Origin of the sequence: Providencia sp. JGM181 (assembly GCF_018257375.1) — a bacterium.
Classification (GTDB): Bacteria; Pseudomonadota; Gammaproteobacteria; order Enterobacterales; family Enterobacteriaceae; genus Providencia; species Providencia lanzhouensis.
The window spans coordinates 1-20,605 of sequence record NZ_JAERJY010000055.1 but is presented as its reverse complement, the minus strand read 5'-3'; the positions used below and the strand labels follow the sequence as shown (position 1 = coordinate 20,605).

The window sequence follows — 20,605 nt, the reverse complement described above, 5'->3', positions numbered from 1 at the left end:
GACAGCCATTAATATCATCGGAATAAGTAAAAATAAAATCTCTGTTATAAAAAACAGAATTTCTCCGTTAAAAAGAAAAGAAAAAGTAAATAATAGATTAAAAGCTCTTTTTGTAGGAAGAATGATTCATCCTAAGCGAGCTGATTTATTTATTGAAGCAGCGAAAAAAACACCGTCTGTAGATTTTTATCTAGTTGGTGATGGACCTCTGCTTGAAAATTTGAAATCACAACACTCCGATAAACATGAAAATATATTCTTCTTAGGCGAAATTAATAATTTTGATGCTTATTATGATTTTGACATCTTCGTTCTTTGTTCCGACAGCGAAGGATTACCAATGTCAGCCATAGAAGCAGGCTCCGCCGGCTTACCATTAATTTTAAGTAATGTCGGTGGGTGTTCTGAACTTATATATCCTTCAGATAATAAGAGTAATGGATTATTAGTGAATAATGATGTGGACAGCTTACTTAAGGCATTGACAGAAATATCAGAAAACTACTTAGCCTATTATGATTGTGCACAAAATACGCGACATCAATTTAATATTGAATCTGTCGCACATGAATACATTAAATTAGTTCAAGGATAATAATTAATGCTAACTATCATCGGTGGTTCCGGCTTTATCGGAACACGTCTGTCAAACCAACTAAAATCTAAGAATATCGATTTCAAAATTGTTGATATTGAAAAAAGTGAAACCCATCCTGAAAATTGGGAATTTGGTGATGTCACCAAACCTGAAACGCTTATCGAGCCTCTGAAAGGTAGTGACGTTATTATCAACCTATCAGCAAAACACAAAGATAACGTTCACCCTATCAGCCTTTACTATGAAGTGAACGTTGATGGTGCTAAAAACGTCTGTGATGTCGCTGAACAATTGGGTATCAAACATATTGTTTTCACTTCATCGGTTGCTGTTTATGGCTTCGTTGAAAAAGAAACCGGGGAAGATGGCGAATATCATCCATTTAACCACTATGGTAAATCTAAGTTAGAAGCTGAATACGTTTACGATGCATGGCAGGCAAAATCTGCGGATAACATCTTAGTCACTATTCGCCCGACCGTTGTATTTGGTGAAAATAACCGTGGTAACGTTTATAACCTATTCCGCCAAATTGCGTCTGGTCGATTCTTAATGATCGGTTCTGGTAATAACCAAAAATCTATGGCTTATGTGGAAAATATTGCAGCGTTTATTACATTCGCAACCACCTTCACCGAAGGAAAGCATGTATTCAATTACATCGATAAGCCTGATTTTACCATGAACGAATTAACGACGGTCATTTGTGGTGCCCTTAATAAGCCAAAATCCAATATCCGCATTCCGTATCCAGTTGGGATTTTAGGTGGCTACTGTTTCGACGTGCTTTCTAAACTGACAGGCAAAGAATTCCCAGTGAGTAGTATTCGTGTAAAAAAATTCTGTGCTCGTACACAATTTAAATCCAATTACATTGGAAATACCTCTTTTGTTCCACCTGTTACTTTGGAACAAGGTATCGCCAATACTGTGCAATATGAGTTTAAATAAAACCCATTTTTCATAATCTCAATTTTGGAATATATAGACAGGATGCAACCATGAGCAGCTCTTGCGTATTAGTCACCGGCGGTCTTGGCTATATCGGCAGCCATACCTGCGTACAAATGATCCAACAAGGTATTCAGCCGATTATTTTAGACAATCTTCATAATGCCAACCTTGAAGTGCTTAATCGCATTGAAACCATCACGGGAACTAAACCGATGTTTTATCAAGGTGATGTTCGTGACAAAAGCATTTTGGACACCATTTTTGCTCAGCATTCCATTAGCTCAGTGATCCACTTTGCGGGGTTAAAAGCAGTCGGTGAATCTGTCGAAAAACCTATTGAATACTATGATGTGAATGTGAATGGCACCTTAGTTTTAATACAAAGTATGCGTCAGGCGGGTGTTAAAAGCTTAATTTTTAGCTCCTCTGCGACCGTGTATGGTGACCCTGAAGAAGTCCCTCTGACTGAGAATTCCAAAGTTGGTGGCACCACCAACCCATATGGCACCAGTAAGTATATGGTAGAACAAATACTTACTGACCTACATATCGCAGAAAGCGAATGGTCTTTGACCTTATTACGTTACTTCAACCCTGTAGGCGCTCACCAATCCGGCTTAATTGGTGAAGATCCACAAGGTACACCGAATAACCTCGCGCCATATGTCGCTCAAGTTGCAGTCGGTCGCCATAAAGAAGTTATGGTGTTCGGCAATGACTACCCAACTCCAGATGGCACTGGGGTTCGCGACTATATCCACGTTATGGATTTGGCCGATGGGCACATTGCAGCATTAACACATACCAGCCAAAAATCCGGCTTACATATTTATAATCTCGGTACTGGCAAAGGTACGAGCGTGCTGGAAGTGATCGCTGCATTTGGAAAAGCAGCTAATAAGCCAATTCCATATAAAATTGTTGCGAGAAGACCTGGAGATATTGCTGAATGTTGGTCTAGCCCTGAAAAAGCGTTCAACGATTTGAAATGGAAAGCTCAATATTCTGTACAAGATATGGTTGATGATAGCTGGCGCTGGCAATCTATGAATCCTAACGGTTATCAAAGCTAAATCATCCTTGATATAGCATCAATTAGGCGAGCCTCTAGCTCGCCTTTTTATTTTCCATTTTTTATTCCCTCAAACTCTATTCTCACCATACAGTTAACCTACCCACTTCCTAGTTCGCTTCTGGTCTATTCCTCAAACCACCTCTCACTCACAAAACATCCATCTCATCAATATCATTTTTTGTTTTATTATATTTTTATATAACATCGATTTTTGGATGAATTATTTGGTTTTTTATTTAAAACTGAACTATTATCCCGAGCTGACTTTGTGTCGTGTAACTTCGATTGCTAAAAATTACCATTATCCATCCTGATTAGGGCTATTATCATGTTCAGTAAATTTTTCATAACTATCACAATGAGCATCCTAATTTCTGGGTGTCATCTCGTCCCGGGAGCCTATATTTCCACATCAGGAAAGAGGGTTATTGATACTGGTAAGCAAGATATCAACCAGCTTGTGGATATTTACCCTATCTCCCCTAAGCTGATAAGTGAAATGCAAGTTGCCCCCGTGATTGCAAAATCTAATCCTCAGCTTGAAAAGCAGCTAGCCGATTACGACTATCGTGTTGGCGTGGGTGATGTGCTGGCAATTACCGTATGGAATCACCCTGAACTCACTATCCCCGCGGGCTCCTATCGCAGCGCTGCTGATTCAGGGAATTGGGTTCACGCAGATGGCACCATTTATTATCCCTATATTGGAAAAGTCTCCGTTCTTGGTAAAACAATCAGTGAAATCAGGAAATTAGTCAGTACCCGACTAGCTGCTTACCTTGAAGCACCACAAATCGATGTCAGCATTGCCGCCTTTCGTTCGCAAAAAATTTATGTGTCTGGCGAAGTGACTAAGCCGGGTTCCTTGCCCATCACTAATGTCCCTCTCACTATTTTAGAAGCCTTTAATACCGCAGGCGGGTTAACCGAAAAAGCGGACTGGGACAATGTGATCCTCACCCGCGAAGGCAAAGAGATAAAAATCTCGCTGCAATCTCTAATCCAATACGGTGATTTAACCCAAAACTACTTAATGCTATCTGGCGATGTTCTCTATGTTCCCCGTAATGATGCGCAAAAGGTCTTTGTGATGGGAGAAGTGGGGAAACCATCAACATTGACTATCGACCGTGCAGGAATGAGCATCACTGAAGCGCTAAGTAAAGCCAACGGGCTCAGCCAAACTACCGCAAGTGCAACAGGGATTTTTGTCATTCGGTCAACGCATAAACCCACACCAATAGCAGATTCTGAAGACGAAAACCCCCTTTCTAAAATGGCAGAAATTTATCAACTCGACCTCTCCGATGCGACATCACTCGTGATGGGAACTGAATTTAAATTACAACCTTATGACCTTGTTTATGTAACAGCAGCACCCGTTGTTCGGTGGAACCGTTTAATCACCCAATTACTGCCAACCATCGCCTCATACAACCAGCTTGCCGAAGGGACTAAGCGTATTCATGCATGGTAATTTTATTTTTAATCAAATACTTATGTTCAATAACATTCTTATCGTGTGCATGGGGAACATCTGCCGGTCACCCACTGCGGAGCGTTTAATGCAGGAGCTTTTCCCCCAAAAAATGATCCACTCCGCAGGGCTGATTGCGCTGGAGAATCAACGGGCTGATGCTCAAGCTCGTCATATAGCAAAAAGCCATCACCTCTCTTTGGAGGAGAATCGTTCTCGTCGTTTAACCGGGCATTTATGCCAGATGGCGGATTTGATCCTCGTAATGGAAAACACTCATACCCAAAAACTTTATCGGCAATTTCCGCAAACCCGAGGCAAAGTCATGTTATTCGGTGAATGGCTGGATAAAACCGAAATCCCAGATCCTTATAAACATAGCGAGGAGATGTTTGAGCATGTTTATCAGCTTATGGAAAAAGCAGCCGAGTCGTGGCAAGGAAAGATTTAGACTCTATTTAAACTTATTTAAAAACTAACTCTATGAACAATACAGAAAAAAAACATGTGCCGAACATCGATGAAATCGACTTATTCGCTATATTAAAAACACTGAAATCTAACACGCTAACGATAGCGACGTTTACTATTGCCGCCATTTTAAGTGCCGGAGTGTATTGCTGGCTCGCTTCTCCTATTTACCAAGCGAATGCTACATTACAGTACGATAAAGTAAACCAAGCATCACTATTAGAAAAAATGAACGATGGAATGCTTTTTGGCGGCAATAACGGGCAAATCGATTCAGAAATTGAAGTCATTAAATCCAGAATGGTGTTAGGCGAAACGGTGTCAGATTTGAATTTAGATATTCGGCTTTTACCTTCAAAGATATTTTCCAGATTTCTAAGTGATGCGGCCGCTGTTCATATTGCAAAGTACCAATTGCCTTCAGATTTAATCGGCCAGCCCGCCACGTTAACCTTTCTAGATAGTCACCAATATACATTAAATCTTGCTGGCCAAACTTATCATGGGCAAATTGGCACCCCTTTAGAGCAGGGAGAAATTCAGTTATTGATTGATTCATCTACAGCTCAAGGTGGGGAAAAACTGACCTTAATAAAAAATGATCGTTATTCTGCTATCGAAAATTTGCGACGCCGTCTCAGTATGAATGAAGCCAGTAAAGGCTCTGGTATCATTAACTTAACAATTAAAGGGGAAAATCAACGAGAAAATATCGAGATTTTGGATAATGTTATTCAGAATTATATTAATCAAAATAGAGAACACAGAAAACTAGCCACAAACAACACGTTGATTTTTCTAGATAATTACATACCAAAAATAAAAAACAAGCTCGATCATTATGAAAATCAGTTAAATACGTTTCGTAAACAAAATGAGTCCATTGACCTAACGCTAGAGGCCAAATCTGCACTTGAGAGTGCATTGCATGTAGAAGAAAGGCTAAATGAGCTTACTTTTAAAGAAGTGGAGCTTCAACAACGATATACCCACAGCCACCCGGCTTATCAAGCCTTACTCGATACACGCCAAAAATTGCTACTTGAGAAAGAAAAAGCCAGCAAAAACATTCAACAGCTGCCAAACACCCAGCAGCAAATTATTCGTTTAACTCGTGATGTTGAATCCGAGCAAGCTATTTATAATCAGTTGGTGACCAAGCAACGCGAACTCAGTGTGCTGAATTCAGGGATCACTGCCGATGTGCGAATTATTGACTCCGCAGAATCTTATCCCGCAGCCATTGCTCCCAAGAAAAGCTTAATCATGGCGCTGGCCTCCTTATTGGGTCTCGTAATAGGTTGTGCATTTGTGATCGGGAAAGAGCTTCTCAATAATAAAATTAAGAACACGGAAGATCTCGAGGCGCTAGACCTCCGTGTTTATGCCGCCGTTCCATTCTCGTTGGATGAAAAAAAATCACGGTATCGCGAAAGTAAAAAGCCCCTATCCATTGAAAAACCAGCAGATATGGCAATAGAGTCCATTCGTTCATTAAGAACAAGTGTCTATTTTTCTGTTATGAACCAAGACAATAATATTGTGATGGTGACAAGTGCATCCCCAAATGTAGGAAAAAGTTTTATTACTGCAAATATGGCTGTCGTCCTCGCCAATGCAGGTAAAAAAATTCTGCTTATCGATACTGATTTACGCAAAGGACATATCCATAAAACATTTGGGCTAGAAAATAAATCTGGGCTTTCAGAGTTTTTATCCCAACATAGGGAAAATCCAGTCTCGATACACCAACAAGTTATTGAGAATTTAGACATTATTAGTCGAGGGAAAAGCACCTCGCACTCTTCAGAACTGCTTATGAGCGAGCAATTTAAGCATTTATTGGACTCAGTTAAACATCAATATGACATGGTTTTGTTGGATACTGCGCCCATTTTTGCGATTACAGATCCCGCTATCATCGGAAAATATACCGGCACATCACTTTTAGTGGCCTATTATGGCGTGAATACCGTTAAAGAAATTGAACGCGCACTTAAACATTTCAAGCAAAATAATATTGAAATTACTGGCACCATTCTTAATGGCATTGATGAAAAATCTGACGATTATCATTATGTCTACCAGTATTAATCGAATGGCGAGCCACCCGCTCGCCTTTCACTCTCATACCTACACAACTAATGCATCTTTCCAAATTTGCGCGTAAACTCTGCATCATCTTTTTCATCCCGACCAATAGCCGTTAACGTTATGCCACATATTGTTTTATTCGAACCTGAAATCCCACCAAATACTGGGAATATCATCCGCTTATGCGCCAATACAGGCTTTAGTCTGCACCTGATCCATCCCCTCGGTTTTACTTGGGATGACAAACGCTTACGCCGTGCAGGGCTAGATTACAGCGAATTTGCGGATATCAAACATCATCATGACTATTACGCATTCTTAGAAAGTGAAGGGTTAAATCCTGATAATAATCAGTCGCCAACAGGCGCTCGTGTATTTGCGTTGACTACCAAAGGCAAGCCGAGCCACAGCAATGTGAGCTATCGGGAAGATGATTATTTGATGTTTGGACCAGAAACCCGCGGTCTACCGCCTTATGTTCTCGACAATATGCCAATCGAGCAGAAAATTCGTATCCCGATGCTGGCAGAAAGCCGCAGTATGAATCTTTCTAACTCGGTCGCCGTTGTAGTTTTCGAAACTTGGCGCCAGCTTGGGTATCCGGGTGCACTGCTGAAAGACTAAAACAACAAAGGAGCTGCTTAAGCTCCTTTGGTTTTTTAATCTTAATATGATGCCTAATTCTCTATTTCAATATTACGGACATCAGTTAATCCATCTGAATGGCTATTATACTGATCGAGATTTTTAAGCAAGTCTACTTCTAAAAAGACAGGTGAATGTTTCTTACTTAGCTGAGAATAGCGGCACCTAAGTAGCTCAACAAACTGAGTTGAACTCGAATCTTGCACTTTTTTCACCAGCTAAATCCCATCCCCGCCTTCAAAACCATCAACGTTGCCATTAAAGTTTTGATCCATCTCCAGCGATGGCTTATCGCTTGTTGGCTTACCGACAATACGCGCAGGAACTCCCGCCACTGTGGTATGAGGAGGAACTGGGTGCAGCACTACAGAGCCAGCGCCAATTTTTGCGCCGCGACCAATTTCAATATTGCCCAGAATTTTAGCGCCAGCGCCAATCATCACCCCTTCACGTACTTTAGGATGACGGTCGCCACAGGTTTTACCGGTACCGCCTAGCGTAACAGACTGAAGAATAGACACATCATTTTCGACAATCGCCGTCTCACCAATCACGATCCCCGTCGCGTGGTCGAGCATGATCCCACAGCCAATACGGGCAGCTGGATGGATATCGACCCCAAAAGAGACCGAAATTTGGTTTTGTAGATAAACGGCCAACGCTTTACGCCCTTCACCCCATAGCCAATGCCCAATACGATAGGCTTGTAGGGCGTGAAAACCTTTCAAATACAGCAGTGGCGTAGAATATTTATCAACCGCAGGGTCACGTAAACGAACAGCAGAGAGGTCCATCGCCGCAGAGAAAATCATCTGCTCGTCATTACGATATGCTTCTTCCACAATTTCGCGGACTTCCATTGCGGGCATAATCGGTGAACTCAACTTGTTCGCCAACATATAGCTAAGCGCACTACCGAGGTTGTCATGCTTCAGTAATGTCGCGTTAAAAAAACTGGCAAGCAAAGGCTCACAGTCAGCAAGCGCCTTGGCTTCTTCCTTAATGTAACCCCAAATTCTATCCAGTTCTTCATGCGACATAATGGCTCTCTTCTATATTATTATTAGCTTGGTAACTTAGGCATATCTGCAATTTCATCTTTAGTTGCACGCCCGAGCAATGCTTGGGAGGCTTCTAACACATTTTTATTGCAGTAGAGAATTTGATAAATCTGTTCCGTGATTGGCATTTCAACACCGGCACGCTCCGCAAGGGCTTTCACTTCTTTGGTATTACGATAGCCTTCAACCACTTGCCCAATCTCTTTTTCCGCCTCTTCCACACTGACACCATTTCCCAACATCATACCGAAACGGCGGTTACGGGATTGATTGTCGGTGCAGGTTAACACTAGGTCGCCAAGTCCTGCCATACCCATAAATGTGGATGGATCAGCGCCCAGTGATACACCTAAGCGGCTCATTTCAGCTAACCCACGAGTGATCAACGCTGTACGTGCGTTTGCCCCGAAGCCCATACCATCGGAGATCCCTGCGCCAATTGCGATAACGTTTTTTACTGCGCCACCGAGTTGCACACCAATCATGTCAGGGTTTTTATAGACACGGAAACTTTTACCGCAATGGAATAATTTTTGTAAATCATCACCAAATTGGCTATCGGATGCGGCGACTGAAATAGCCGTAGGGAGACCAGCTGCAAGCTCTTTGGCGAAGGTAGGGCCAGAAAGCACCGCCAGAGGAATTTCGTTTCCTAATACCTCACGCGCTACATCTTGCAACAAACGCCCGGTATCTCTCTCTAACCCTTTGGTTGCCCAAATAATGCGGGAGCCCGCTTTTAGATACGGTTTGATTTGCTTGAGCACATCACCAAATACATGGCTAGGTACCACAATCAAGATATTCAGGCTCGCTTCAACGGCGCTTTTTAAGTCCGTTTCGAGAGATAAACTATCAGGGAAAGAAACACCAGGTAAAAATGCTTGGTTGCTACGTTCTTGGTTTAATTTACGGATGTGTGCTGGGTCATGCCCCCACAACACCACCTGATGACCATTACGCGCAAGAGTAATGGCTAAAGCGGTGCCGTACGAGCCGGCACCGATCACTGTCATTGAAGCAGTATTCATTAAGCGACCTTATTGAACTTCAGGGTTCTGCGCTTGTTCACCTTGTTGCTGCTGTAAGTAATTCATGAACAGTGCATCAAAGTTAACTGGCGCTAAGTTCAATTGTGGGAAAGTACCACGACCCACCATGTTCGTGATAGTTTCACGCGCATATGGGAACAGGATATTCGGGCAGTATGCACCTAAGCAATGTGCCATTTGAGTGCCTTCGATACCATCAATGGAGAACACACCCGCTTGCTGAACTTCACACAGAAATGCAGTTTCTTCGCCCAGAGTAGCGGTAGTTGTCACACGCAGAACAACCTCATATACGCCTTCAGCTAGCTGAGTTGAAGAAGTATCTAAATCTAATTTGATCTCTGGCTGCCACTCTTTTTGAAAGATTTGAGGTGCATTAGGTGCTTCAAATGAAACGTCTTTTGCGTAGATACGTTGAATTTGAAATACCATTTCTGAGTTGTTTTGTTCTGACATAATAATTACCTTACTTCCATATTAGAGTTTCGAGATATATTCAGTTGCCGGCACATTTTACAGTGCCGGATAATTACTTCTTACCACGAGCCAGTGGTAGGTTTTCACCCGCCCAACCAGCGATCCCTTCTTTCAGGACAAAGACTTTTTCAAAGCCATGATGAGCAAGCTGTTCAGCAGGTTTAGTTGCTTCCATTCCACTTGCAGAAACCATAATCACAGATTTCTGTTTATGTTTTTCCAGCTCACCCAAATTATTATCTTTAATTTCAGATGGTGTTAAGTTAATAGAATCAATAATATGCCCTTTGCGGAACTCTTCGCGAGTACGTAAGTCCACAACAACTGCTTCTTCTTTATTGATCATTGTAATCGCTTGAGTGCGCGCAATGACTTTAGTTTTAGAGAATAGGCTTCTGAAGGTCATCACGACCACGGCAACAAATAACACTATCCAAGTCAGACTAACAAACGTGTTACGACCGACAAATTGCATGATTTCTTGGATCATGGGGGGCAATTACTCCCGTTAGTTAAAAACGAATATCAAAGGGTTCAGAGTATACCTTTGTGCTGAGCTAATTACAGCCAGTTAGCGCAAACTAGAATGTCTTTTTTGCGAAAACACTCGCAGAGTTAACACCTTTTTACTGAAAAAAGAATTTTTTTCTCAAAGCTGTACGCAGGCATTTTAACATAAACATGCTCCGACTAGACTTTGACGCTAAATTAATTCCCATCTAAATAGAGTATATACAGTAAAATTCAGTGATAATACGCCTATAATTTGACTTAGTATCAAATGGTATAATAGCAATATTCTTAATTTTTAAGCGTTTTTATGACTATTTTTAAGAGAACACTGGAAAGCACGACTTGCAGATGAAATAATCAGTTATTGCATTTAATTGAGGTGATCTATCACAATGGCCCATACATCCCATCGAATAAAGACGTTTTTTGTTCGTCAGGCAATGATCCCCGCCCTGCTTGGTTTGGGGTTATTCACTTTGGCGCCTTCTCACGTCGCGCTCGCGAATCAGATCACCGAAAATAAAGGTCAATTAAATGACCTGCTAAAAAGCATTGCTGAAAAAGAAAAAAGCGTTAAAGAACAGCAAACTAAAAAAAGTAATCTCCTTCAGCAACTTAAAGAGCAAGAACAAAGTATTTCAGCAGCAAGCCGTGATTTGCACCTAACACAAAACCAATTAAAACAGCTAGATAAAGAAATATCCGCCTTATCTAGCAATATCAGTCGGCTGCAAAAGAAAAAAAATGAGCAAGAAAAACTACTTGCTGAGCAGTTAGATGCTGCATTCCGACTTGGTAAACACCAAGGTTTATCACTACTCTTAAAGGGTGAAGAAGGTCAACGGGAAGAGCGAATTCTTGCGTATTATGGTTACCTCAACCAAGCTCGTGAAAAAAATATTCTTGATCTAGAAGAAACCACCAAAGAGCTGCACGAACAGAAACAATTAGAGCAAAAAAAGCAAGCTGAGCAGAAAACAACGCTCACACGCCAGCAGCAAGAAAAACAAAAGCTCGATAATGCGCAAGCGTCACGGCAAAAAACCTTAACCGTATTAGAAAGCTCATTAAAAGAAGATCAAAAAAATCTCGCGGTCTTAAAGCAGAACGAAGCCAGACTACGCGACAAAATTGCTAAAGCAGAACGCGAAGCCAAAGCACGCGCTGAGCGTGAAGCTCGTGAAGCCGCGCGAATTCGTGCTCAAGTAGCTGAAAAGGAAAGGAAAGCCAAACAGAAAGGCTCCACGTATAAGCCATCTGAAAGTGAACAATCACTTATGTCTCGAACAGGCGGTTTAGGTCGTCCTGCAGGCCAAGCTATCTGGCCAGTACGCGGTTCCACCCTACATAATTATGGAGATGTGATCTCCAGCGAATTACGTTGGAAAGGGATGGTGATCGCCGCAAATGAAGGCACCCAAGTTAAGGCTATTGCGGATGGTCGTGTACTACTCGCTGACTGGCTTCAAGGTTATGGTTTGGTTGTTGTCGTTGAGCATGGTAAAGGGGATATGAGCCTATATGGCTATAACCAAAGTGCGCTGGTAAATGTGGGACAAGAAGTCCGCGCAGGTCAGCCAATTGCGTTAGTGGGAAGTAGTGGCGGTCAAGAACGCCCTGCACTTTACTTTGAAATTCGCCGACAAGGTAAAACCGTCAACCCTCGCCCATGGCTAGGAAGGTAGCACAACCACCTTTCACATTACCTATAAAATGCTAGGCTATAAAAAGTTAGGAAAATAATTATGTTAAGACACTCGCCGATGAAATTACTGATTAGCCTGCTCCTTATCCTGGTCAGCTCTCAGGCGAGTGCCGCCAAACTCGCTATTGTCATCGATGATTTCGGTTACCGAGCCAAAGAAGATAATCAAATCCTAGCGTTACCGGCCGCCATCAGTATTGCTATTTTACCTAACTCACCTCATGGTGCTGAAGTCGCGGCAACCGCCTATCAGCAAGGGCGGGATATTTTAATCCATATGCCCATGAAACCATTGAGTAAACAACCTCTCGAAAAAGACACTTTGACACCCTCGATGAGTGCTGAAGAAGTTGACCGCATCATCAAAAATGCCATTAGCCGAGTTCCTCACGCTAAAGGAATGAATAACCATATGGGTAGCGAGATGACCTCCAGCCTTTCTGGGATGCGCAATGTGATGCGCTCGCTGTCGCAATCGAACCTCTTTTTCTTGGATAGCGTCACGATTGGCAATACACAAGCATTGAATGCAGCTAAAGAATTTGGCGTTCCCTCTACGAAGCGCAATATTTTTATCGATAATCATCAATCTGAAGAAGAAACCCGTACACAGTTGAATAAAGCCATTGCTTACGCGCGTAAACATGGCAGCGCGGTGGCTATTGGTCACCCGCATCCATCAACCGTGCGCGCCTTACAAAAATTTATTCCACTGGTTCCCTCTGATATTGAGCTTGTGCCTGTCAGTTCACTGGTCGGCTATCAGCCAGCAACTGGCGAACCACGTAAAACGCTCAGAATGCAACCTGAAGGCGTTAATCCAACTCTGCCAGTGACAAAGCCAGAGACAAAAATGCCATTCAAATCAGAGGCAAAACCTCATGAAGCGGCTAAAACAACGGTAGATTCTGATGATGCTACACCAACTCTTGCGGAGCCAGAACTGACCAACGATGCTGCGGAGCAACCTGAAAAATCAGTCAGTCCCGCAGAGTTAGGCGTATGCGATATCGAACTCCCAACCACCCGACTTCAGGGCATTGAGCTACTCATGTTTGTGGTCGAGGCCATTTATCAAGATAAAACCCTACAGCCCCTGATTACAGAAAAGAAAATACCATAACGGGTAAGACTAAACATAAAAAAGGGTTTAAAGGCCTTCGCCAATAAACCCTTTAAACTCATAAGCTAATTCTGCATTAATCCCAGTTTAAAATCACTTTTCCTGACTGCCCTGAGCACATCACATCAAAGCCTTTTTGGAAGTCATCAATAGAAAACTCATGAGTTATGATTGGTGATAAATCGAGGCCTGATTGCACGAGTGTCGCCATCTTATACCAAGTTTCAAACATTTCACGCCCATAAATTCCCTTGATAAACAGACCTTTAAATATAACTTGGCTCCAGTCTGTTGCCATTGATGATGGAGGAATACCTAATAGCGCAATTCTGCCACCATGATTCATGGTATCTAGCATAGTTTGGAAAGCAGCGGGCGCCCCTGAAACTTCTAGCGCCACATCAAAGCCTTCTTTCATGCCCAGTTCATTCATGACGTCTTTAAGATTTTCACGGCTCACATTCACCGCGCGGGAGACACCCATTTTTTTCGCTAATTCAAGGCGATAATCATTCACGTCAGTGATCACCACATGGCGAGCACCAACATGTCGGCAAACTGCTGCCGCCATAATACCAATAGGACCTGCGCCCGAAACCAGCACATCTTCCCCCACTAAATCAAACGATAGTGCCGTATGTACCGCATTACCAAATGGGTCAAAAATTGCTGCAATTTCATCGGGAATATTGTCTGGAATTTTAAAGGCGTTAAACGCTGGGATCACCAAATACTCAGCAAAACATCCTGGGCGATTTACACCGACGCCAATGGTATTACGGCATAAGTGGGTACGCCCACCTCGGCAATTACGGCAATGACCGCAGGTAATATGCCCTTCGCCAGAAACACGGTCACCAATTTTAAACCCTTTAACTTCCTGCCCAATCTCAACAATTTCCCCTATATATTCATGACCCACCACCATCGGAACTGGAATCGTTTTTTGCGACCATTCATCCCAGTTGTAGATATGAACATCCGTACCGCAAATGGCGGTTTTACGGATTTTAATCATCACATCATTGTGTCCCAGTTCCGGTTTCGGAACGTCTGTCATCCATATACCTGGTTCTGCTTTTAATTTGGACAGTGCTTTCATAGGCGACCTTTTATTTATGATTACATTAATTTAATGACCACTTTAATTTCACAACTGCATTAATTTCATAAGAAAATCAAATTTATAACTAAATTAGTTGAAGCTTTTTGCCAATACGGGTGAATGCATCAACAGCGTGTAAAATATCCTCTTCGCTGTGTGCAGCAGACATTTGCGTGCGAATTCGCGCTTGTCCTTGCGGAACTACCGGATAGAAAAATCCAGTGACATAAATACCTTCTTTTAATAGTTCTGAAGCAAATTGCTGAGCAATTTTGGCATCACCCAACATCACAGGAATGATGGCATGATCGGCGCCTGCTAATGTAAATCCTGCGGCAGTCATTTTTTCTCTAAATAACACCGCATTACGCCACAATTTCTCACGGCGCTCTTGCCCTTCGGTCATCATATCGATCACCTTAATGGACGCAGCAACAATGGCAGGAGCCAAAGAGTTGGAGAATAAATACGGACGAGAGCGTTGACGTAACCACTCGACAACCTCTTTTTTGGCGGCAGTATAACCACCCGATGCACCACCTAATGCTTTTCCGAGTGTGCCAGTAATGATGTCAACTCGCCCCATCACTTTACAATACTCGTGGCTACCACGACCGTTTTCACCAACAAAACCAACAGCATGAGAGTCATCTACCATGACCAATGCGTTATATTCATCCGCAAGGTCACAGACAGTTTTCAGGTCAGCAATCACACCATCCATCGAGAAAACACCGTCAGTCGCAATCAGAATATGACGCGCACCCGCAGCTTTCGCTTCTTCAAGGCGCTGTTTTAATTCCGTCATATTGTTATTGCTGTAGCGATATCGCTGGGCTTTACACAGGCGAACACCGTCAATAATGGAAGCATGGTTTAACGCATCAGAAATAATGGCGTCTTCTGGTCCCAGTAGCGTTTCGAAAAGCCCGCCATTGGCATCAAAACAAGAGGAATAAAGGATCGCATCTTCCATTCCAAGGAAATCCGCGATTTTCTTTTCAAGAACTTTATGGCTGTCTTGGGTACCGCAAATAAAGCGAACCGATGCCATACCAAAGCCATGGCTATCCATACCCTGTTTTGCCGCTTCAATCAGCGCGGGATGATTGGCTAAGCCTAAATAGTTATTTGCACAGAAGTTAATAACGCGCTGTCCACCCTGGATTTCAATATCCGCGTCTTGAGAGGTCGTAATAATGCGCTCATGTTTAAACAAGCCTTCAGCTTCTATTTGCACCAATTGTTGTTTAATCTGCTGGTAAAATTGTTCTGACATGATTTGTTCCTGTAAAGAAGTTGTTTACAGAGTTTAATAATAGTCACTAGAACTAGCGATATCTGGTGAGCAAATAAGTTAAGTTTGTAGGCAAGATCACGATAATGCCCTTTAAAGAGGTATGACAACTAGGACAATTATCTGGTCGATATACTGTTGTCTGCACAAAGAGGTGTTATTATAGACCCCAATTTTGTATCTATTTATTCTTAACCCACTTGAGGTATTCACGATGATCGTAGTCACTGGCGGAGCTGGTTTTATTGGCAGCAATATTATTAAAGCCCTGAATGAAATGGGTCGCACCGATATTCTGGTGGTGGATAACCTGAAAGATGGTACTAAGTTTGCCAACCTTGTTGACCTCGATATCGCCGATTACATGGATAAAGAAGACTTTATCGTGAGCGTTATTGCGGGTGATGATTTTGGCGATATTGACGCTGTTTTCCATGAAGGTGCTTGCTCATCCACCACTGAGTGGGATGGTAAGTATATGATGGATAATAACTATCAATTTTCTAAAGAACTGCTGCATTACTGTTTAGAGCGTGAAATCCCCTTCCTGTATGCCTCTTCCGCAGCGACATACGGCGGACGTAGCGATAATTTCATCGAAGAACGTGAATTTGAAAAACCACTGAATGTATACGGCTACTCTAAATTCCAATTCGACCAATATGTCCGCAGCATCATGCCTGAAGCTCAGTCTCAAGTGTGTGGCTTCCGCTATTTCAACGTTTATGGACCAAATGAAAACCATAAAGGCAGCATGGCGAGCGTGGCTTACCACTTAAACAAACAAATTAATGAAGGGCAAACCCCGAAACTGTTTGAAGGCAGCGACACTTTCCGCCGTGATTTCATCTACGTTGGCGATGTGGCTGCGGTGAATTTATGGTTCTGGGAAAATAACGTTTCTGGCATTTTCAACTGTGGTACAGGTCGCGCAGAATCATTCCAAGCCGTTGCCGATGCCGTCACTGAATTCCATAAAGATAAGAATGTCTCTATCGAGTACATTGAATTCCCAGAAAAATTAAAAGGCCGCTACCAGAGCTTCACTCAGGCGGATCTGACTAAATTACGTGCCGCAGGTTACACAGCACCATTTAAAACCGTTGCTGAAGGCGTGACCGAATATATGCAATGGCTGAATAAAGACGCGTAATCGTCTTTTATGAAAACAGCGCCTATGAAAACCGTACCTATGAAAACTGAGTCTATGAAAATACTCGTGATTGGCCCCTCATGGGTAGGGGATATGATGATGTCACAGAGCCTTTATCGTACGATCAAGGCGCTGCATCCTCATGCTCAGATAGATGTGATGGCACCGGATTGGTGCCGTCCGTTATTGGCGAAAATGCCCGAAGTGTCTGAAGCGATTTCCATGCCATTAGGCCATGGAAAGCTCGAAATTGGCGAACGTCGTCAATTAGGCATCAATTTGCGGAAAAATGGGTACGATCAGGCGATTGTTTTACCTAATTCATTGAAATCTGCTCTGGTGCCGTTCTTTGCAAAAATCGCCAAAAGAACGGGATGGCGTGGTGAAATGCGTTATGGGCTGCTCAATGATTTACGCCCATTAGATAAACAAGCATTTCCGCTGATGGTGCAACGCTATGTAGCATTAGCGTATGACAAGCAGCTCATCAAATCTGCCAATGATATTCCCGCCCCAATTCTATGGCCTAAATTAGTCACTGATAAACAGCAAGTTAGCGATACTGTTAGTCAATTTAATATTGATTTTTCTCGTCCAATTATTGGTTTCTGCCCAGGCGCTGAATTTGGTCCCGCAAAACGCTGGCCACACTATCACTATGCGGCGCTCGCCCAGAAATTAATTAGCGAGAAAGGCTACCAAGTTCTGTTATTTGGCTCTCAAAAAGACCATGAAGCAGGTGAAGAAATCCGCCAAAATTTAACGGATGACGCTCGTCATTACTGCCTCAATTTCGCAGGAAAAACGTCGTTAGAACAAGCCGTTAATCTTATTGATGCGTGCCAAGCCATTGTGAGTAATGATTCTGGCTTAATGCATGTAGCTGCGGCTCTCGATAAACCGTTAGTCGCACTCTATGGCCCAAGCAGCCCTGACTTTACTCCACCACTGTCCGATAAAGCGGAAGTTATCCGCCTGATTACGGGTTACCACAAAGTGCGTAAAGGTGACGGCGAAAGTGGCTATCATCAGAGCTTAATTGATATTCAACCGCAAATGGTACTGGATGCCCTCACGCGTTTAAATATAGGTATTAAATAATGAGAGTGTTATTAGTAAAAACATCATCTATGGGAGATGTTTTGCACTCTCTGCCTGCATTAACCGATGCGCAGGTAGCAATACCGAATATCCAATTTGATTGGGTGGTCGAAGAGGGGTTTGCTCAAATCCCCACATGGCATAGTGCGGTGAATAAAGTCATCCCTGTGGCAATCCGTCGTTGGCGAAAAAATTGGTTTTCTGCGCCAATTCGTGCCGAACGTGCAGCATTTCGTCGCCAACTACAGGAAACCCACTACGATGCAGTGATTGATGCGCAAGGGTTACTTAAGAGTGCGTTGCTAGTCACTCGCCTTGCTCTCGGTTCTAAACATGGTTATGACCGCCATAGTATCCGCGAGCCGATTGCTAGCTTCTTCTACGACCATCGTTATTCCATTAGTAAACAGCAACATGCAGTGGAGCGTATTCGCCAATTATTTGCTAAAAGCCTCGGATACACTTGCCCTAGGACCCAAGGAGATTACGCGATAGCTCGCCATTTCTTGCAATCAACCGACGAAACTGAAACACCCTATGTGCTGTTTTTGCACTCCACAACCCGCGATGATAAGCATTGGCCTGAGTCTCATTGGCGTGAACTGATTCAGTTAATGAAGGAAACTGGGCTGAGAGTGAAGCTCCCTTGGGGTGCAGAGCATGAGCATCAACGAGCCATGAGACTAGCTGAGGGTTTTGATTTTGTTGAAGTTTTACCAAAATTAACGCTGGCACAAGTCGCGCAACAGATTGCAGACGCAAAGGCAGTAGTTTCTGTCGATACAGGTTTAAGCCATTTAACCGCCGCGCTGGATAAACCGAATTTTACGCTGTTTGGTCCAACAAACCCCGGTTTAATTGGTGGTTATGGAAAAGGGCAAAATGAGATAAAAAGCGTAGATAATAGAATGGATAGCATTAAAGCCGATACTGTATTCCAACAGCTGCGCACCGAGTTATAGCCCATATAGCGCATTATCTAAAACCTATCTCCCATAAAAATTAAGCGGTCATTTGACCGCTTAATTATTTTTTTCACTGCATAAAAGATTTATTTTTTCTCTGGGGCAATAAACCCAAAACACATAGTTTTCGGCTCAGCATCCGGTTCAGAGCGATAAATCACATCTTCTTTTTCAATCGTAAATTGAGGCCAGAACTTGCGTACTTTGGCGAAATCTTCGTGGGCACAATCATCATATTTGCGCCCTAATAAAATAGCACCATGCTCACGAATTTCTGCTTCAGTGATATCACGATTGTACACATTCGGTGGCATATGGTTTTCTAACGTCCAAGGCTGGATAACATGCGGTCTATCTTGGGCATAGATAATAAACCATTGATGTAGGTTATCCTCACCACCAACATATTTGACTGGTGTTCCGTAACGTTGATACCAACGTTGTTCACCTTCAGCGATTAAGGTTTTCACGCCAATAAATTTCTGACCCGCTCCGCGAATATTTCCTGCTTGAACAACGAGATAGCCAGATACCATTAAGACGCCAACCACCGCCAAACCAATCAACGGCTTTTTCAGTGACTTTTTCGGCATTACAGTGATTGAGCCGACAAATAAAGGCGCACAGGCCATCATAAATGGCTGTAACCACTCAGTAATTCGCCCACCATCATGGAACGAGAACCAACCGTAAATCACGGCTAATGGAAATAAAATAATGAAGTTTGCCATGCGGTTCGATAAGGCTTTCGGCCAACCGATTTTTCCGCCACAGCAATATAAGATAATTGCAGCAATAATCAGCGGGTAAAACACACTTAACGCAGCTTCCGTGGTGTGTAAGTTAAAACCCGGGTCAATTTGCGAATCTACCCATTTAACAGCTGAAAAATCACTCGCCATCAACCAGAAGAAGTTTGGCAAGATCATCGAAAACCACAGTGCTATCGCTAGATAAAACACCGGATGACGATAGCTTTGGCGTGCTTGTTTCACAAAAAGGGTGAGCAAGAAAACGGAGCCAACTAAAGCTAGCGTGGAGTATTTCCCCATTGTTGCCAGGCCGGCAACTAAAGCAAAAGGTAGCCACCACAGTGGGTTATCTTCGACGGCACGCAGGAAGAGATAAATCACCCAAGGCCAGAATGTCACTAAAATATAGTTATCATTATAAGGAATAATATCGAAATTAATGACACCTGATAAATTCATCATCAGCATCGCAAACCATGCAAGGTCGCGGCGCCCTGCTAACCGGTAGGCAAGTTTCCATACCCCAAGTAACCCAAATCCAATACCGATAAAATGGCTGAAATACCAATAAAAACTATAAGAAATCCCCAAATGGATGGCAGGCCACATCATCGTACCGACAAACCACGGGTTTTTTGGGGATCCCCACTCACCATTCATTCCCCAGTTAACGGCTTCGACCGTATCGTAAGGAACGGTCGGGTCAAAAAAGAAACTCGCAAGGATCCAGGCAATGGCATAGCCAATGATCCAAAGATACACATACTTATTTGAAGTTGGTTGATTGGTTGTCGGCATTCTTTTTTCAGCGAAATTATCAATAAAGTTAAAGGGAAATACGCATTATTTTACGTCGAGCTTGTAGAGTGCTACCTCTCGCTCGGCTGAGTATGCAAAAACGTGACTGGGTAGTTTACTATAGTTTAAACAAAATAATCAGAAATGAGAGAAATTGTTATTACTCATTATAGTAATATTCAAGCTGTC

General features: G+C 42.8%; 19 protein-coding genes. 12 read left to right on the top strand and 7 right to left on the bottom strand.

What is annotated here, in order from left to right; genetic code table 11:
• From JK188_RS09240 to trmL, 7 genes are all read left to right on the top strand, one after another.
• On the top strand, positions 1 to 595 hold a 595-nt coding region (locus JK188_RS09240), incomplete at its 5' end, for a glycosyltransferase (RefSeq protein ID WP_211888638.1).
• A gap of 6 nt (positions 596 to 601) precedes the next feature.
• Positions 602 to 1,549 (top strand): NAD-dependent epimerase/dehydratase family protein, encoded by a 948-nt coding sequence (locus tag JK188_RS09235; protein ID WP_211887632.1) that lies wholly within the window; start codon positions 602 to 604, stop codon positions 1,547 to 1,549.
• Between the two features lie 50 nt (positions 1,550 to 1,599).
• Positions 1,600 to 2,625, top strand: coding sequence for a UDP-glucose 4-epimerase GalE (gene galE, locus JK188_RS09230; RefSeq protein ID WP_211887629.1), 1,026 nt, complete (start codon positions 1,600 to 1,602; stop codon positions 2,623 to 2,625).
• A gap of 330 nt (positions 2,626 to 2,955) precedes the next feature.
• Positions 2,956 to 4,104: a polysaccharide export protein gene (locus JK188_RS09225; RefSeq protein ID WP_211887627.1), complete on the top strand. Its 1,149-nt coding sequence runs from the start codon at positions 2,956 to 2,958 to the stop codon at positions 4,102 to 4,104.
• A gap of 22 nt (positions 4,105 to 4,126) precedes the next feature.
• The gene (locus JK188_RS09220; protein WP_211887694.1) at positions 4,127 to 4,555 is read left to right on the top strand and encodes an arsenate reductase/protein-tyrosine-phosphatase family protein; all 429 of its coding nucleotides are present in this window, start codon (positions 4,127 to 4,129) and stop codon (positions 4,553 to 4,555) included.
• Between the two features lie 32 nt (positions 4,556 to 4,587).
• Positions 4,588 to 6,669, top strand: a complete 2,082-nt coding sequence (locus JK188_RS09215) for a polysaccharide biosynthesis tyrosine autokinase (RefSeq protein WP_211887625.1) — start codon at positions 4,588 to 4,590, stop codon at positions 6,667 to 6,669.
• A 120-nt stretch (positions 6,670 to 6,789) separates the two neighbouring features.
• A complete protein-coding gene (gene trmL, locus JK188_RS09210; RefSeq protein WP_006660558.1) occupies positions 6,790 to 7,293 on the top strand; it encodes a tRNA (uridine(34)/cytosine(34)/5-carboxymethylaminomethyluridine(34)-2'-O)-methyltransferase TrmL in 504 nt (167 codons plus the stop codon).
• Positions 7,294 to 7,532: 239 nt separating this feature from the next.
• Here the strand turns inward: trmL and cysE are convergent, their stop codons facing one another.
• The 4 genes from cysE to JK188_RS09190 form a co-directional block, all read right to left on the bottom strand.
• Complete coding sequence (cysE, locus tag JK188_RS09205) at positions 7,533 to 8,354, bottom strand: serine O-acetyltransferase (protein ID WP_211887623.1); 822 nt, start codon at positions 8,352 to 8,354, stop codon at positions 7,533 to 7,535.
• A gap of 23 nt (positions 8,355 to 8,377) precedes the next feature.
• The gene (gpsA, locus tag JK188_RS09200) at positions 8,378 to 9,406 is read right to left on the bottom strand and encodes an NAD(P)H-dependent glycerol-3-phosphate dehydrogenase (RefSeq protein WP_108479153.1); all 1,029 of its coding nucleotides are present in this window, start codon (positions 9,404 to 9,406) and stop codon (positions 8,378 to 8,380) included.
• Between the two features lie 9 nt (positions 9,407 to 9,415).
• The gene (gene secB, locus JK188_RS09195; RefSeq protein ID WP_006660561.1) at positions 9,416 to 9,883 is read right to left on the bottom strand and encodes a protein-export chaperone SecB; all 468 of its coding nucleotides are present in this window, start codon (positions 9,881 to 9,883) and stop codon (positions 9,416 to 9,418) included.
• 73 nt (positions 9,884 to 9,956) lie between these two features.
• Positions 9,957 to 10,391: a rhodanese-like domain-containing protein gene (locus tag JK188_RS09190; protein WP_230085095.1), complete on the bottom strand. Its 435-nt coding sequence runs from the start codon at positions 10,389 to 10,391 to the stop codon at positions 9,957 to 9,959.
• A 418-nt stretch (positions 10,392 to 10,809) separates the two neighbouring features.
• Here JK188_RS09190 and envC point away from each other — a divergent pair, with 418 nt between their 5' ends.
• Together envC and JK188_RS09180 are read left to right on the top strand one after the other, a co-directional pair.
• Positions 10,810 to 12,102, top strand: coding sequence for a murein hydrolase activator EnvC (envC, locus tag JK188_RS09185; protein WP_211887621.1), 1,293 nt, complete (start codon positions 10,810 to 10,812; stop codon positions 12,100 to 12,102).
• Positions 12,103 to 12,162: 60 nt separating this feature from the next.
• Positions 12,163 to 13,245: a divergent polysaccharide deacetylase family protein gene (locus JK188_RS09180; protein WP_211887619.1), complete on the top strand. Its 1,083-nt coding sequence runs from the start codon at positions 12,163 to 12,165 to the stop codon at positions 13,243 to 13,245.
• A 76-nt stretch (positions 13,246 to 13,321) separates the two neighbouring features.
• On the opposite strand, the gene tdh is transcribed toward JK188_RS09180, so the two are convergent.
• Both tdh and JK188_RS09170 read right to left on the bottom strand, forming a co-directional pair.
• Positions 13,322 to 14,347, bottom strand: coding sequence for an L-threonine 3-dehydrogenase (gene tdh / locus JK188_RS09175; protein WP_036950765.1), 1,026 nt, complete (start codon positions 14,345 to 14,347; stop codon positions 13,322 to 13,324).
• Positions 14,348 to 14,435: 88 nt separating this feature from the next.
• On the bottom strand, positions 14,436 to 15,629 hold the full coding sequence (locus JK188_RS09170) for a glycine C-acetyltransferase (protein WP_036950763.1): 1,194 nt from the start codon (positions 15,627 to 15,629) through the stop codon (positions 14,436 to 14,438).
• Between the two features lie 232 nt (positions 15,630 to 15,861).
• Here JK188_RS09170 and rfaD point away from each other — a divergent pair, with 232 nt between their 5' ends.
• From rfaD to rfaC, 3 genes are read left to right on the top strand one after another with little or no spacing between them, the layout of a single operon-like run.
• A complete protein-coding gene (rfaD, locus tag JK188_RS09165) occupies positions 15,862 to 16,800 on the top strand; it encodes an ADP-glyceromanno-heptose 6-epimerase (protein WP_036950761.1) in 939 nt (312 codons plus the stop codon).
• A gap of 54 nt (positions 16,801 to 16,854) precedes the next feature.
• Positions 16,855 to 17,901, top strand: a complete 1,047-nt coding sequence (gene rfaF, locus JK188_RS09160; RefSeq protein ID WP_108479147.1) for an ADP-heptose--LPS heptosyltransferase RfaF — start codon at positions 16,855 to 16,857, stop codon at positions 17,899 to 17,901.
• Positions 17,901 to 18,863: a lipopolysaccharide heptosyltransferase RfaC gene (rfaC, locus tag JK188_RS09155; RefSeq protein ID WP_211887617.1), complete on the top strand. Its 963-nt coding sequence runs from the start codon at positions 17,901 to 17,903 to the stop codon at positions 18,861 to 18,863. The genes rfaF and rfaC overlap by 1 nt, the downstream gene beginning before the upstream one ends.
• Before the next feature lie 89 nt (positions 18,864 to 18,952).
• On the opposite strand, the gene JK188_RS09150 is transcribed toward rfaC, so the two are convergent.
• A complete protein-coding gene (locus tag JK188_RS09150; protein ID WP_211887616.1) occupies positions 18,953 to 20,416 on the bottom strand; it encodes an ArnT family glycosyltransferase in 1,464 nt (487 codons plus the stop codon).
• Positions 20,417 to 20,605: the final 189 nt, after the last annotated feature.